General features: G+C 54.4%; 13 protein-coding genes and 1 pseudogene. 5 read left to right on the top strand and 9 right to left on the bottom strand.

Going from position 1 to position 15,401, the window contains the following annotated elements:
- Positions 1–383: 383 nt before the first annotated feature.
- Positions 384–1,220 (bottom strand): AraC family transcriptional regulator, encoded by an 837-nt coding sequence (locus M2108_RS16385; RefSeq protein ID WP_277470457.1) that lies wholly within the window; start codon positions 1,218–1,220, stop codon positions 384–386.
- Between the two features lie 120 nt (positions 1,221–1,340).
- Here M2108_RS16385 and M2108_RS16380 point away from each other — a divergent pair, with 120 nt between their 5' ends.
- Positions 1,341–3,371: a beta-galactosidase gene (locus M2108_RS16380; protein ID WP_277470456.1), complete on the top strand. Its 2,031-nt coding sequence runs from the start codon at positions 1,341–1,343 to the stop codon at positions 3,369–3,371.
- A 97-nt stretch (positions 3,372–3,468) separates the two neighbouring features.
- Here the strand turns inward: M2108_RS16380 and M2108_RS16375 are convergent, their stop codons facing one another.
- The 4 genes from M2108_RS16375 to M2108_RS16360 all read right to left on the bottom strand — a co-directional run bounded on the left by M2108_RS16375 (position 3,469) and on the right by M2108_RS16360 (position 8,266).
- Positions 3,469–4,659 carry a Ger(x)C family spore germination protein gene (locus tag M2108_RS16375; RefSeq protein WP_277470455.1) on the bottom strand — a complete coding sequence of 397 codons (1,191 nt, stop codon included), beginning with the start codon at positions 4,657–4,659 and terminating at the stop codon, positions 3,469–3,471.
- Positions 4,652–5,755: a GerAB/ArcD/ProY family transporter gene (locus M2108_RS16370; protein ID WP_277470454.1), complete on the bottom strand. Its 1,104-nt coding sequence runs from the start codon at positions 5,753–5,755 to the stop codon at positions 4,652–4,654. Before M2108_RS16370 ends, M2108_RS16375 begins: the two co-directional genes overlap by 8 nt.
- Before the next feature lie 26 nt (positions 5,756–5,781).
- Positions 5,782–7,449 (bottom strand): spore germination protein, encoded by a 1,668-nt coding sequence (locus M2108_RS16365; protein WP_277470453.1) that lies wholly within the window; start codon positions 7,447–7,449, stop codon positions 5,782–5,784.
- Positions 7,450–7,597: 148 nt separating this feature from the next.
- Complete coding sequence (locus M2108_RS16360) at positions 7,598–8,266, bottom strand: hypothetical protein (protein WP_277470452.1); 669 nt, start codon at positions 8,264–8,266, stop codon at positions 7,598–7,600.
- Between the two features lie 181 nt (positions 8,267–8,447).
- Between M2108_RS16360 and M2108_RS16355 the strand changes: the two genes are divergently transcribed.
- Together M2108_RS16355 and M2108_RS16350 are read left to right on the top strand one after the other, a co-directional pair.
- Complete coding sequence (locus tag M2108_RS16355; RefSeq protein WP_277470451.1) at positions 8,448–9,005, top strand: SLOG family protein; 558 nt, start codon at positions 8,448–8,450, stop codon at positions 9,003–9,005.
- A gap of 45 nt (positions 9,006–9,050) precedes the next feature.
- A pseudogene (locus M2108_RS16350) lies at positions 9,051–9,215 on the top strand (YciI family protein); the annotation flags it as partial.
- 17 nt (positions 9,216–9,232) lie between these two features.
- On the opposite strand, the gene M2108_RS16345 reads toward M2108_RS16350, so the two are convergent.
- Entirely contained in the window at positions 9,233–10,690 is a 1,458-nt protein-coding gene (locus tag M2108_RS16345) for an amidase family protein (RefSeq protein ID WP_277470450.1), read from the bottom strand.
- Between the two features lie 171 nt (positions 10,691–10,861).
- Between M2108_RS16345 and M2108_RS16340 the strand changes: the two genes are divergently transcribed.
- A complete protein-coding gene (locus M2108_RS16340) occupies positions 10,862–11,656 on the top strand; it encodes a DUF6612 family protein (protein WP_277470449.1) in 795 nt (264 codons plus the stop codon).
- Between the two features lie 148 nt (positions 11,657–11,804).
- Here M2108_RS16340 and M2108_RS16335 read toward each other — a convergent pair whose 3' ends face one another.
- The 3 genes from M2108_RS16335 to M2108_RS16325 all read right to left on the bottom strand — a co-directional run bounded on the left by M2108_RS16335 (position 11,805) and on the right by M2108_RS16325 (position 14,507).
- On the bottom strand, positions 11,805–12,305 hold the full coding sequence (locus tag M2108_RS16335; RefSeq protein ID WP_277470448.1) for a hypothetical protein: 501 nt from the start codon (positions 12,303–12,305) through the stop codon (positions 11,805–11,807).
- Between the two features lie 124 nt (positions 12,306–12,429).
- On the bottom strand, positions 12,430–13,839 hold the full coding sequence (locus M2108_RS16330) for a HAMP domain-containing sensor histidine kinase (protein ID WP_277470447.1): 1,410 nt from the start codon (positions 13,837–13,839) through the stop codon (positions 12,430–12,432).
- Positions 13,827–14,507, bottom strand: a complete 681-nt coding sequence (locus tag M2108_RS16325) for a response regulator transcription factor (protein ID WP_277470464.1) — start codon at positions 14,505–14,507, stop codon at positions 13,827–13,829. The genes M2108_RS16330 and M2108_RS16325 overlap by 13 nt, the downstream gene beginning before the upstream one ends.
- 168 nt (positions 14,508–14,675) lie before the next feature.
- On the opposite strand from M2108_RS16325, the gene M2108_RS16320 reads away from it, so the two are divergent.
- The gene (locus M2108_RS16320; RefSeq protein WP_277470446.1) at positions 14,676–15,392 is read left to right on the top strand and encodes a YceI family protein; all 717 of its coding nucleotides are present in this window, start codon (positions 14,676–14,678) and stop codon (positions 15,390–15,392) included.
- The last annotated feature ends 9 nt before the right edge of the window (positions 15,393–15,401 follow it).

Genomic DNA, 15,401 nt, shown 5'->3' with positions numbered 1-15,401 from the left:
GTTGTCTCGACAACCTCATTCTAAGGGAGAACTCTCAACATGGCTTTTATTAATGTTTACCAGCAGCCATTTTACACAATTATATGGACTCTACTTTTTCGGCTGAATTAAGTGACTTATTTCCACCTAATTACTCTGAAGAGTACATTTTAATCAAATTAGATGGCGAAAATCCAATTAATTGGTTTTTGGATTACACGGGCGTGCTAGCCTAGGCAGGTGTGCGCTTGTTTATTTAGGCGTGAGTCCGCCTGAGGGCGGAGAATGCGATCCTTTGCCCCGGAACCGCCCGAATCAAAGGCGTTTCTGCCTTTGAAGCCGCGGAATCCCCCGAATCAGCCCGGATCCCGCCATCGTCATCGCTGCGACTGCTCCAGTGCTGGTCAGTGCAGCCGCCGGAACTGATCCGGTGTTGTGCCGGACTGCTTGCGGAAGGTGGCTACGAAGTGGCTGACATCGCGGAAGCCGACCAGCTGGGAGATGGCTTTGACAGTCATAGCCGGTTTGCTGACCAGTAATTCCTTGCTCTTGCGGATCCGCAGGCGTACAAAATAAGCGTAAGGAGAAAGTCCGAAGGTCTGCAGAAACAGGCTGTTAAGATGGCGGCCGGACACATCAAGCTGTGATGCAAGGTCGTACAGGCCGATAGACGGATCGCCGTAATGGCTGTCCATCCACTTCAGGAGCGGCTGAAGCTTATCGACATTCCGGGAGATGGAGGTATTGTTATGCAGGTGCCCGTACTTGTTAAGCGTCAGCAGGAAGCGGTAGGCATCGGTGGACACGCCCAGGCTGAACATGTCTGCAGCAGCATCATGCCGGTCCAGCATATCCTGCAGCATCCCGTTCAGCGGGGATTCATTCTCCCAGCGGTAAAAAGAATTCCTGTGCATGCCTGCAGATTCAAGGATGTGCCGGGATGAGCTGCCGCCGAAGGTGAGATAGTAAGTGCACCAGTTCTGTGACGAGAGCGCCTCATACCTGTGCGGAGTGCCTGGCAGCAGCAGTATGCCGCTGCCTTCGGACAGCGTGAGGTTCTTGTCCTCGAAATGGATGATCCCTTCGCCGGAAGCGGTCTGCAGCCAGTGATAGACGTAATAGCCGTCCGGCCGCGAAACTTTTTCCTGGTCAGGATTATAGCCCATGCTGTCCAGTGTAATTGGCAGATGCTCCCCGCCTTCGCGGGCGAATACAATTCTGCGCGGGGGTGAAGCTAACAATAGAAGTCACCTCTGTGTAATGCCATATTATTATATGTTATGGCGCTAATTTTATATTTATAGCGGTAAGTTTAAAGGTTAAACTAAGTATATACTTATACTATAAAGGAAGTGCGATACGTGATCAACAATAAATTACCGAAAATCTGGTACGGCGGTGATTATAATCCCGAGCAGTGGGATGCCCCGGTATGGGCAGAGGATGAACGGATGTTTAAGCTGGCCGGGATTGATGTAGCAACGATTAACGTCTTTTCCTGGGCGATGATTCAGCCTTCTGAAGATACATATGATTTCTCGGAGCTGGATGAGCTGATGGACCGGTTATATAAAAATGGAACTTATGTATGTCTGGCAACGGGAACGGGGGCACATCCGGCATGGATGGCACACCGCTATCCTGAAGTGACCCGGGTTGACGTCCAGGGAAGAAAACGTAAATTCGGCGGACGCCATAACTCCAATCCGAACAGCCCGGTATACCGCAAATATTCGGCCAGGCTCGCCGGCAAGCTGGCTGAACGTTATAAGGACCATCCGGCGCTGCTGATCTGGCATATTTCCAATGAGTACGGCGGTTATGATTATTCCGAGCAGTCTGCAGCGGCCTTCCGGGTCTGGCTGAAGGACCGTTACGGCACGCTGGACGGGCTGAACAAGGCATGGAATACCAAGTTCTGGGGTCATGTCTTCTATGACTGGGATGAAATTGTGGTGCCGAATGAGCTGAGTGAGGAATGGAACGGGAACCGTACCAACTTCCAGGGCATTTCCCTGGATTACCGGAGGTTCATGTCTCACAGCCTGCTGGAATGCTACAAGCTGGAAAAGGAGGCAATCCGGGAGCACAGCCCTAATATTCCGGTAACCACCAACCTGATGGGCTTCTATCCGGAGCTGGATTATTTTGAGTGGGCCAAGCATATGGACGTGATCTCCTGGGATAACTATCCGGCGCTGGATACTCCGGTCAGCTTTACGGCGATGACGCATGATCTGATGCGCGGATTGAAGAACGGCCAGCCGTTCATGCTGATGGAGCAGACGCCGAGCCAGCAGAACTGGATGCCGTACAACTCGCTCAAGCGCCCGGGCGTGATGCGTTTATGGAGTTACCAGGCTATAGCGCGCGGGGCGGACACCGTGCTGTTCTTCCAGCTGCGCCGCTCTATCGGTGCCTGCGAGAAGTACCACGGTGCCGTTATCGAGCATGTCGGCCACGAGCACACCCGCGTCTTCCGTGAATGTGCAGAGCTCGGCCGGGAGCTGGAGCTGCTTGGCGATGAGCTGCTGGACGCGCACAGTGCGGCGCAGATCGGTATTATCTATGACTGGGAGAACCGCTGGGCGCTTGACCTCTCGAGCGGACCGACCGTTGCCCTTGATTATGTAAAAGAAGTTCATAAATACTATGATGCGCTCTACCAGCAAAATATCGAAGCCGATATCATCGGTGTGGAAGAAAACCTGTCCAGGTACAAAGTGGTAATCGCACCGGTAATGTACATGATCAAGCCGGGCTTTGCCGCCAAGGTTGAGGCTTTTGTCAAGGCAGGCGGTACCTTTGTGACCACCTTCTTCAGCGGGATCGTCAATGAAAATGATCTGGTTACAGTAGGGGGCTATCCGGGAGAGCTGCGCAAGGTGCTCGGCATCTGGGCGGAGGAGATCGATGCGCTGCTGCCTGAGATGAGCAATGAAATCGTAATGAGCAGTGACTGGGGAGCATTAAGGGGCACTTACAGCTGCAATTTGCTCTGCGATCTGATTCACTCTGAAGGCGCAGAAGTGCTGGCCCGCTACGGATCGGACTTTTACAAGGGCATGCCGGTATTGACCGCGAACAGCTTCGGGGAAGGCAAAGCTTACTATGTGGCTTCCAGCCCGGAAGCCGGCTTCCTGCACGGCTTCCTCACGAATCTGTGCGAGGAGAACGGCATCAAGCCGCTGGTTAAGGCACCGGAGGGCATCGAGTCCGTTCAGCGTGTGAAGGACGGCGTATCGTATCTGTTCCTCTTGAACCACAAGGAGGAGGAGCTTGGCGCGGATACCGGAACAGCGGAGCGCACCAATCTGCTTACCGGCGAAACCTGCAGCGGCACGGCCATGGTTCCGGGCCGGGGTGTTCTGATTTTGTCTGATAAGAAGTAAGACGAATCCAAGAATTTGAATATGCAACAACCGGCAAATTTCCTGATACGGAAGCTTGCCGGTTTTTTGTATATCAATGACCGCTGTATTCTTGTTACTACTCGGTAAATGAACCGAAATCCGTAATCTTGAGATCATATTTGAAGCTGATCCGGGAGCGGCTGAACGTTTCGTCCCAATGAGCCTTAACCTTATTCCATGCCTGGGGCTGCTGGATGCTGAGCGTTTTTGAAAATCCGGCCACATCCGCTTTGTAATCCTGCTGCAGCTTGCCGATCATATGCTCCATCATCTGCTTCAGCTTGTCTTGGAAAATCTTACTCGCCCTTTTCGTATTATCATCTGAAGACAGGGGGCTTGAAGTGTTCCACGTTTCAATCAGCCGGCCCTCTGTCTTGAGGGATACCTCAAACAGAATTTCATCCCCCTCAGTACGGGCCTTGATTTTGCTCTTCATCGCTTTCATCTCATAGGTCATCGGCTCATTGTCCCAGTCATAGGCTTTAATGACGCCGCTATCACCCTTGCCTGTCAGCCATGAGAGGCATTCAGTGTCTTCCTGATTCAGGTTGCCGACCCAGTGCCCCGTGTCTCCCTTAACCACCGCAGCTCCGGCAAACTCGGTCTCGCCATCCGCAGTAACCAGATTTTGCAGCGCAAAGCTCCGCTTGGAGTATATGAGTGCGTCCAGTTTAGAGAGAATCATCGGACTCATCACTTTACTTGTTCTTCTCTGGTTGCGGAGCATCTGCCGGATATGAACGGAAGGGATTACATCACTGCGCTTGGAGAACATCGTCGCCTCTGCCCGGCCCTGGCTGATAAAAACCAAAGAACTGGGGCGGATGTCATTGTCACGGAGCACAAAATCCATCAGCTGCTCTATCGACTGCTGCTTCAGCAGCTCAGCTGAGATAACGATGACTTTCAGATGATGGCCGACGATCGGACGTTCGTTCCGGATGGAGAACTGGCGGAAAATCTCTAGCACAGAATCACCAGTACCCGAGACATTCTGGTAAGGCGTGCCCTGCTGGCCGCCCTGCTTGTCCGTACTCCCAATAGTCTTCACCGGCACAACCTGAATCGTTGCCGTAATCTTGTTCTGTTTGGAATAGGTGATCCCCTTATCCTCCAGCTCCTGTTCCGCTTTGGTCAGCTCTCCCTTATCAAGGGCGAGACCGACATAAAGCGCCAGATCTTCGATCTCCTTGCTGCTCCAGCATCCGGTCTGGGTGGCGGCAAGCAGGGAGAGACAAAGGATAAGCGGAAGCAACCGTCTATACATGCTGCTTCAGTCCTTTCGCGCGGATAAGCCAGATGATGGAGAGCAGCACGGGCAGCAGCAGAAACAGTACGAGCCCCATCCTGCCAATGAAATCCCCCAGACTGAACACATCATTAACGGTTTTAGGAATCATCGCCGAGATGAAAATGACCGGAACCAGCATATAGATCACCGGATGAACCTTTAGCTTCAAGATCTGGGAAAGGCCCAGCGAGGCCTGAAAAAAGAAGCTGCAGAAATTGCAGAACATTTGCATTAGCCAGATCACCATCAGCGGAAATTCCATGCGCTCGAACAGAAAGCCGCTGATTTCAAAGCTGCGGATCAGGTCGAACGTCGGCCAGGTGCTTGTAATAGAAGAATCAATGGAGAGCCCGCCGATGACCATGATTACTGTCAATAGATACAGCCCGATCGGAATGCCGATGCCGATCAGCATTGTTTTTACTGCCTGCCCCGGCTTCTGCATAAACGCCACAAGCGTCAGGACGACTTCACAGCCGCTGTACACGAGGACGGTTGATTTCAGACCGTGAATGACAGGCATTATTCCGTTTCCGAGGACAGGGCGCAGATTGTCGAGATCGAACAGCCGGAAGCTGAGTGCGTAGCAGATCATCAGGGTCATGATGCTGATCGGGAATACGATCTGGAACACTCTGGAAATGGAATTGATACCGCCATAGACAAGATAGGTTCCTGCCCAAATAAACGGGAGTACAATTGCCCAGATGGGGGTGCCCTCAAGCAGGAAAAACAGTGTGACTTCCGCCAGCGAACGGATTTCAAAGCCGGCCAGGATCAGAAAATAAAGAATCAGCAGCAGGCAGAGTACTGCACCGGGCACCCGGCCGATGATTCTGCCCGCATACTGGAATATGGTTTTGCCGGGAAACTGCTGGCTGATCTTTACCATCAGGGTAACCACCGCCATTACGATGATGCCGCCCAGCGTGACAGACAGCCAGGAATCCGGAGTCTTGACAGCTTCACTTACGCCCCGCGGCAGGGTCAGAATCCCGGCGCCAAGCACGGTGTTATTAAGGAATACGGCTGCTTGTGTAGCGGTGATTTTGTCATCTGTACGGGTAAACATTGCATGGCTCCTCTCTTGCAAGGTGTTTATGACTTCCTTCTACTATTCTGCGTCTTCATCATAACCGGCCTGCGCTTCATGAGGCTGAGCGGTGAACGGAAGAACAGATCCTTCCAGTCACTGAGCCGGAAAGGGGATACTGGTGTCAGGTAAGGCACACCGAAGCTTTTCAGTCTGGTGAGATGGCTGCAGAGCAGCAGGAAGAACAGAATCGTGCCGAACATCCCCAGAAGCGCAGCAAAGCCCATTCCGACAAAGCGGAGCAGCCGCAGTGTAAGTCCGGCGCTGTACATCGGGATGGAGAACGAGGAGATGGCGGTGACTGCGACAACAATGACCAGAAACGGGCTGACAATCCCGGCATTTACCGCGGCATCGCCGATAATCAGACCGCCGACGATACCCATCGCCGGTCCGACCGGCTTGGGCAGCCGGATACCGGCCTCACGCAGAATCTCGATGGAAATCTCCAGAATCAGGACCTCGATCACGGAAGGAAAGGGAACGTTCTGCCGGGTCTCGATAATGGATAGTGCGAGCTCCGTCGGAATCAGCCCAGGATGAAAGGAAATGAAGGAAATATACAGAGCCGGAGCCATCAGTGCCAGAAAACAGGCGGCGAAGCGCAGCATCCGGATCAGGGAACTGGGCAGCCAGCGCTCATAATAATCCTCCGGTGACTGGAGCAGCATACTGAAGGTTACCGGAACAATCAGCGCGAATGGCGTACCGTCCAGCAGAATGGCAATCCTGCCCTCCAGCAGGGCATTGATTACCCGGTCAGGCCGTTCAGTATTCTGCACCTGCTGAAATGGGCTCAGGTAGTTATCCTCGATCAACTGCTCGATATATCCGGATTCCGCCAGGAAATCGATATCCAGCTTGCTGATACGTGTCTCTACTTCCTTGAGCAGCTCCGGATTCACAATGTCCTTCATGTAAGCCAGGACAAGATCCCTCTGTATCCGGGTGCCCGCCCGGTATGAGACCATCTCCAGCTGATCATTGAAGCCCTGGCGGCGCAGGATGGAGGTATTCACACTGAGCACCTCCGAGAAGCCGAGCCTTGGCCCGCGCAGCAGCGCTTCCGATACCGGCTCGCCAAGCGTACGGTCAGTGCTGGCGGGCGGCTCAATCAGCAGGCCCTGCGGCAGGCCTTCAACCAGCAGCCCGGCATGTCCGAACAGGACGGACTGGTTGAATATGGTCAGATCGCTGGCTTCACTGAGCTGGCTGAAGGGCAGTCCCGGCACGGTCATCCCTTGAGCCGACAGTGACTCGTCGGTCGCTTCAGACATCAGATACTGCAGGATCTGCAGGTTCAGCTGCCTGTCGTCCTGCATACCGTCAACGAAGATAAGCACAGCCTGCCGCTGCACCCGGGTCATGGTAAATTCTTTAAAGTGAAGATCGGAGTTTCTGCCGATAGTATCCTTAATATAGTTAAGGTCGGCGGCATAGTCGCCGCTGAATCCCCGCGGAGCAGGGGCGGGATCAACGCCAGCCGGAGCGGCAGACTGTCCTTTGGACGGATTGGCATTTTTGGTACCCGGTGATTCCACGGCTCTGCCACTGCCTACCAGCGAATACAGTCCTTTATAAAGACTGTTTGCGAGAAGGGGGAACAGCAGGGCAATGCCTGCCTGGCCAAACACTGCCCAGCCCGGGATATAGGACATGATAGTAGCAAGCAATGGGATCACCCGACTTTTCTGGAGTAGACAGCTGTGTATATGAAGTTTTCCAAAGACTGCTTCAATTTAGTCAATTCTGTTAAAAAATATGTCCGGCACGCAAAAAAAGAGGCTGGCTCCCTTTCAGGATTCCATCCTCTTTCCTGGTTTATTTGCCGCCTCCGCCGAAACCGAAGCCGCCTGAACCAACCGTAATTTTCACTGCTGTGGCAGTATCTGTCTGCAGGGTGTATTGGATAACATCATCAGCCTTGAGATCCGTAAGAGTTAATGCAGCCTCCTTCTGCTGCCCGTTCTCATAGGTAACGGAGACATACTCCGTATCGGCGGTGACGGTAATGTCAGTCGTCTCTTCCGAGAAATTTTGCATCATGCCGCCCATGCCGCTCTGGCGTCTGCCGCCCTGCTGGCCGGCTTCACCGCTTTGTGCGCCACCTTCGGGAGGAGTGCCTTGCTGGCCGTCAGCTTGTTGTCCGTCTTTGCCGCCCTCCGGCGGTGTGCCCTGTCCTTCAGGCGGTGTGCCTTGTCCGCCTTCACCGTTAGTCTGCGGCCGTCCTTCCGGCATTTGCGCGGTATACAGGGTGATGGTGCTGCCGCTGATGCTTTTGATTTTACCGATATTCATTCCAGACCTGTTCATGCCGTCCGGTCTTTGCCCGCCCGTTCCAGGCTGAACGGCAGTACTGTTTGTCCCGGTTCCGGCGTTTTGGCTGACGGCAGAGTGTGAGGCTGTGTTTCCGCTCCCGGAGCTGCAGCCTGCCAGCAGAACGGCGGCAATCAGGCCGGTGGCCAGCCTGTAAGGCATGTGCTTTTTCATGTCCGATTCTCCTTTAATATGGAAGGTTCAACTGAAATCCGTGGTTACTATAGCAAATGTTCCTGAAAGCCGGCTTAAAGCCGGCATCCTGTAATCTCCGGGAGAAGCGGGTAAGCAATTGTTATATAATGAGAGATAGAATGCGAAAACGAAAGAGAAACCGTTCAGAAATGAGGAGCACATGACAACTCTACTGGTAACAGGCTACCGTGCGCATGAGCTCGGGATTTTTGACAATAAGCATCAGGGCATTCCCTATATCAAAAAAGCGCTGGAAAACCGGCTCATCCCGCTGATCGAGGACGGTGTGGACTGGGTGATTACGCCCGGACAATACGGTGTGGATCTCTGGGCCTGCGAGGTGGTGCTGGAGCTGAAACGGCTGTATCCGCAGCTGAAGCTGGGGATCATAACCGCCCATGCCAATCCGGAAGAGAAGTGGAAGGAGGACAAACAGAACGAATACCGGCGGATTGTGGCGGGAGCGGATTATTACGGGGCAGTCAGCAATGCGCCGTATGACGGGAGCTGGCAGTTCAGGGCCAGGGATGAGCTGCTATTCCGCAAAAGCGATGCCATTCTCCTGTTCTACGACGAGGAGGCGGCCGAAGGTAGTGCCAAATTTATGAAGGAACGGGCGCTGAAGCTGCATGCGGAGAGTGACTACGGATTCTATCTGATGCTGGCGGAGGAGATTCAGAATATTGCGGATGAAGAGAGCCGGAGCGATTATGAGTAGTGCCATTTAATTTAACCGGAAAAAGAGGGAGGCGGCCCGTTCAGTGATTGTCCCGGCGGCATGGTCATTATCCGGGCGGCTTCACGGGAAGAAGCCGTCCGGATTGCCGAACGTGATCCTTATGTCACTACAGGCATCCGCAGCTATGAGCTGCGTACCTGGGAGCTGTCACACGCAGGCAACAGGCACATGGGCATAGCTGCGGAGTAAGCGGATTGGCTGCCGGCTTAAATGAAGCTGCGCAGTGAAGGAGCTTTACGCACCTTATAATGCTGCTCATAGGCATATGCCAGCTTGATCAGCAGCGGCTCTTGATAGGCTTGTGCAGAGAACGTGACTCCGAACGGAGCCCCGGCCGAGGTATAGCCGGAAGGTACAACGATGGACGGGTAGCCGGATCTGGAAGTGATTCTCGCGCCAAAATCGGCCGGGAACAGCAGCGCATCCAGCTGGTGCTCTTTCATGGCAGCATCTATACCCTGTTCCTTGCAGAGCCGCAGATCAGTAGCCCGGTCGCGCAGATACTGCGGTTCGGTCAATGTGCCGGAGGAGGTGTACTCAGCATCTATCAATGTAGATTGTCCATAACGCAGCGTCTCCTGCGGATGGGCATGGTTAAAGTCGATGATGTCCTTCAGCGTCCGCATTTTTGCCCCGGGTCCGAGCTTGGCCAGGTAAGCATTAAGAGAAGTCTTGAACTCGTTCAGCACAACGGAGGAATATTTGATCTCCCGTGCGGTGCGGATATCAGCCGGATCAATAATGATTGCCCCAAGCTCGCGCATCTTCGCTACAGAAGCGTTGAAGAGAGCCAGCTGTTTCTCCGTCAGCTCTTCAAAATAATAATCCCGCGGAATTCCGATCCGCGCCCCTTTCAGCCCGCCAGGGTCAAGAAAAGCTGTATAGTCCTCATGTACCCTGCCGGTGCTTGTCCCCATTGCAGCATCGCTGTCATCCCGGCCGAGCATGGCGTTCAGCAGCAGAACGGCGTCGCGGACGGTTCTGCCCATCGGGCCGGCCGTATCCTGTGTGTTCGAGAGCGGCAGAATGCCGGAACGGCTGAGCAGGCCAACGGTCGGCTTGATGCCGACGATCGAGCCGAGATTACCGGGATTAAGAATGGAACCCGACGTTTCCGTGCCTACTGACACCGTGCAGAAATTGCAGGCAACGGCGACAGCGGATCCGGCGCTGGAGCCGCCGGTCGGTGTGGAGATATTATAGGGATTCAGCACCTGTCCGCCGCGCGAGCTGTAGCCTGAGGGCATTCCGTTCGTCATGAAATTGGCGAATTCCGTCATGTTGGCTTTGCCCATAATAACGGCTCCGGCTTCGCGCAGCTTCTGTACAATGAAGGCATCCTCGCCGGCAAAAGAATCCGCAAGCGCCAGCGATCCGGCGCTGGTATGCATTTTATCCCCTGTATTGATATTGTCCTTGAGCAAGACCGGAATGCCGTGCATCGGCCCCCGCGGCCCCTGAAGCGTACGCTCGTGATCCAAAGCTTCGGCGATGAACAGCGCATCGGGATTGATCTCCAGTACGGAGTTAATCGTCAGGCCGTTTTTGTCATGCTCGGCAATGCGTTCGTAATACATGAGCACCAGCTGCCGGGAAGTGATTTCTCTGGCGTCAAGTGCAGCTTGAATCTCCGGAATAGTAGCCTCTACAATCTCAAAACTCATGCGGGTTCACGCTTCTTTCTCTCTTTGGATTTGGAGTGGTCCTGCGGTCTTCTCCTTCATCTAACCATAGTTTCAGGTCTGTTGATAGAGCTGTCTCCGGATTTTTTTGACGGCGGGCATTCCACTTTTGGTGTATAATCCCACATAAAGTTTATACGGGAGGATTACCTTGTGAATAAATGGGGAAAAGGTGTGCTGGCTGCGCTGTTTACGTTTAGTCTGGCAGGTTGTGCTGGTGGCGGAAGCACGGATGCAAAGCTTCCGGACGCGGAAGAGTTAATGGATAGAATCGCTGAAGCAGGCAGCGGGCTGAACAGCTATGTCCAGGAGTCGCGGTCCAAGATTACAACGGGAACATCTCCCGACACGGGGGCTGCTGATTTTACCTCAGAAACGGCAACAACATCAGAGTATATTTTGAGCCCGCTGCAGTTGCACCAGTCAGGCTCCACAATCGTAGAAGATAAGGAACCGATGGATGCAGAGTCCTATTTGACGGACAGCGGCTTCTATATGTATTACAACGGTTTTTGGCGGAAAATGCCGGATACTATGCTGGAAGACTTGAAATTTGCTGCGGAGGTACAATCCAGCCCAGTGCGGCGAATGGAGCAGCTGAAGACAATCCTTCCTTATGTGACCGTGTCCGAGGAAAAGGACGAATATGTTCTGAGCGCTCAGCTGTCCGGTGAGGAGACCAAGGATTTGGAGAGCTTTTATAAGCTTCAGTACAGCAATGACAATTTAGCCGGGGAGCAGCTTGCGCTGGTCAAGAGCATGAGTCTTGAATACCGCGTGAATAAGCAGACGTACTGGCCAACCGGGACCGTCGAAGAGCTGGTAACCGAAGAGTCGTTGGAAGGGGAGGGCACCTACAGGGAAGTGAAGCAGACAACCTCAATCGGGCTATATAACACCGTTAAGGAGATAGTGATTCCCGAGGAAGCGCTAAACGCAGCAGAGTAGACGGCGTTTAGCGCTTCCTCACGGCCGAAGTCAACGGTAAAAGTACCGTTTGAATGAGCGGAAAGCGGCCTCGCGGCTGCAACCAAAAAACCTGTACCCCGCAGCATCCGCTGCAGCGTACAGGTTTTTGGTACTTCACAGCGGAGGTCTAGTTCCCTGCCGGGCGGAAGCCCTCTTCCGCCAGATATTCTTCAGCTTCTTCGCTGGTTTCAAAAGCCATCTCCAGCTGCAGACCGGCGTACAAATACCACAGATCCTCTTCGAATCTGAGGCTCAGCGTGTGGCCGTCAGCGTTAACCCAAAGGGTCTCTGTACCGGCAGCTGCCGCCGCTTTTTTCTTGCGTTTGCTTGGGGCAGGAGCCTCCGGAATATACATCGACAAGGAGGCGATGGAAGCCTCGATCAGCCCGCGCAGTTCAGCCTCGGAATATTCGCGGATATTCACCAGCCCTTTGCCGTCCGTTTCGTAGCCCCGCAGCAGCCCGGCATAGACAAAGCCGTTGCCGTTCGGATGCAGATGGGAGGCGACGGTCTTCTTCTCATGCCGGCTTCCCTCGAAATGGTAGTTCACCCGGCCGAGCGAGACATTTCTCCGCTCAAGCTCAGGGTATGAATCAAAGATCGCTAATTTCTGTTCAAAAGTAAGCATAGACAGCCTCCGGTTCACGGTTCATCTTAATCTAAAGCCCGTGCAAGTGATTATACCATGTGCGCAGGCCGCGGTACTACTGCTTCGCCCGCGTGGTGCCATTGCTTCCGCGCCTGTACGGGCGCTAGGGCTGAAGCGGAAGCGTGAGCACAAACGTACAGCCTTCAGCCGGAGGTTCGCCGAGCCTGAGGCTGCCGCCCATCGCCTCAGCCAGCAGGCGGCTGAAGGTCAGGCCGAGCCCGAGGCCGCGCAGCTGGCTCTGCTTGCTGCTGCTGCGGAAGAAGGCCTCGAAGACCCTGTCCCTGATATCCGGGGCTATGCCTGGCCCGTCATCAGTAATGCAAATCTCTACATATCCCTGTGGAACCCTGCTGAGCTTAACCGTCAGCTGCAGCGGCTCTCCCGCCGGTGCGGCCTGCACGCTGTTGTTCAGCAGATTGACAATAATCTGCTGGATGCGCAGCGGGTCACCCCGCACATACAGCGGCTTCTCCGGCAGCTCAAGCACCGGCTCGTTCACCTCTTCAGTCTGTGTCAGCCTCCACTGGTAGATGATTTCCGATAGGAGCGGAACTGCGTCTATCCGGTCATGGCGGACAGCAACGATGCCGGCGGTCAGGGCGTTGTAATCCAGCAGATCGGCGACCATGCGCTGCAGCCGGCCCGCCTCCTGCAGGGCGATGTCGAGGAACTCATCCGCCTCGTCACCCTCAACGACACCCTCCCGCACGGCGTGGACCAGTCCTTTGATGGAGGTGACCGGCGTCTTCAGCTCATGGGATACTCCGGCCAGCATGACCGCCCGGGACTGCTCGAACTGCTGCAGCTTGCCCGACATCTCCTGGAAGGAGACAAGCAACTCATGAATCTCCCGCTCTTTGGCTCCTGTATCCAGAATGATGTTATATTCACCGCTGCTGATCTGCGAAGCGGCGGCGGCTACCCGCTGAATCGGTTTAGCCAGCTTGCCGGATAACAGATAGATGGTCAGCCAGCTGAGAATAATCAGGAACAGAACAATGATGGAGAAGAAGATAATCTCCTCCTGCGGAATATGCCGCAGCGAGCGTTTGGACTGTAGCACGATAACCTGCCCCAGTGTCTCGCCGCCTTCCTGGATCTGGGCAACCGCAGCCTTGAATTCCGGACTGCGGGCATCAGTCAAGGTGTCGTTAAGCTTGTAATGCATTTCTTCCTGGGTCAGCGGCGGATCGGAGAACAGCAGCTTGCCCGCCGGGTCTGTCACAATGACGCACATTTCCAGTGATACCTTGAAGAACCGCTTCCGGTCTTCGACCAGCTTGGCCAGCGTCGGGCTGATCTGCATCTTCCCGTCACTGCTGACGCTGCGGTCGGCAATTTCCTGGGCCAGCAGGCCGGTCGTCTGCATCCGGTTGTTCATCGCTTCCTGCTGAATCCACCAGAAGGTCAGCAGTGCCGTCAGCAGCAGCCCGGTGCTGATAATGATGATGTAGCGGAGCGTCCAGTAGGTGAGAATGGAAGTGCGTTTCCGCGGTTTTGTTATTCGGTCCATAGCTGATACCCCGTCCCGCGCAGGGTGCGGATTTCCCCTTCTGAAGCAGGCCAGTGCGAGAGTGCCTGCCGCAGCCGCTTGATCGACAGGTCAACAGCGCGGTCACTGCCGTCATAGTCCATCTCCCACACCTGCTCAATCAGCTGTTCACGGGTGCAGATCTGGTTTGGCCGTTCAGCCAGAAACAGCAGCACGGACATGTCGCGCGGGCTGAGATTGACCTCAGCCCCGTTCAGGAAGATGCTGCGTGCGCTGAAGTCAACGAACAGGCTGCCGAAATGGCGTTTGCCGCTGCCGTCAGACCACTGGGAAGGGCGGCGCAGCACCGCATTTACACGGGCGACGACCTCCTCGGGAATAAACGGCTTGGACATATAATCGTCCGCACCGCCGTCAAGCCCGGCCAGCCGGTCCTTGATGCCGTCCCGGGCAGTCAGCATGATGACCGGGCAGCTGCTGATTTTGCGGATCTGGCCCAGCAGCTCGAAGCCGTCCATTTCCGGCAGCATAATGTCTAGCAATATAAGAGAAGGGGGCGATACCCCGAACGCTTCGAGTGCCGTCCGCCCGTCGGCGGCACGGGTGACGTGGTAGCCCGCTTTTTTCAGGTAGGCGCTAAGCACGCGGGCAATGGCTTCTTCATCTTCAACAATCAGAACGGATTTCAGGTCATAGCCCTCCTTTTGCGGACTGATCAATCCGAAGTACTTAAAATCACGACCATTTTACCACATTACACCGCATGGTGCTTCGACTTATTCCCGACATATTGCTCTGCTAGAATGGGTTCAAGCCGGACAAGGCAGAGAGAAAATACATGGATGGAGGGAATAATAATGAAGAAAAAAACATGGATATGGACAGCCGCTGGTGTCGTTGCCGCAGGAGCCATTGCAGCCTTTGTGCTCTTGAACAACAGCTTGGGCAATAACGTGGAAATCGAGTCGGTTATTCCTGCACAGGAACAGACAACAGCTAACTCGGGAACGGCAGCAGCGAATGCGGGAGAGACGGCAGGCGCAGCGGTTACCGCAGAACAATTGAACGGTGCATGGAGCGTAGCGGATACATCGAAGGTATATTGGTCGGTTACAACTTCCCAGGAAACAGTGAATTTCGTCAATCCGTCGGTTACAGGGACATGGAATGTTAATCTGGAGGATGCAGCGGCAATGACCGGTGAAGGTGCAATTGAGATGAGTGCGCTGGATTCCGGAAACGGACAACGGGACGAGCATGTAAAAGCGGCCGACTACCTGGATGCAGCCCAGTTCCCGCAGTCGACCTTCGTCGTAAGCTCCTTCTCCGAGCTGCCAGCCGAATGGACGGAAGGTACAGCGGTGCCTGTGCAGATGCAGGGAACGCTGACCGTTAAGGGAATTGACAAGGACGTTGTGTTTGATTCGCAGGTGGTATACAGCGGAGGACAGCTTATGCTGTCAGGAACAACAACGGTTACCTTTGCCGACTTCGGCTTGACCAGTCCCCACAACATCGTAATGGAAACGGAGAATGACCTTGAGGTGCGTCTGGAGCTTGTGCTGAACAAGTAACATTTAATA

Source organism: Paenibacillus sp. PastM-3 (assembly GCF_029893965.1).
Taxonomy (GTDB): Bacteria; Bacillota; Bacilli; order Paenibacillales; family Paenibacillaceae; genus Paenibacillus_AQ.
This window is presented reverse-complemented; position numbering and strand designations above follow the sequence as displayed.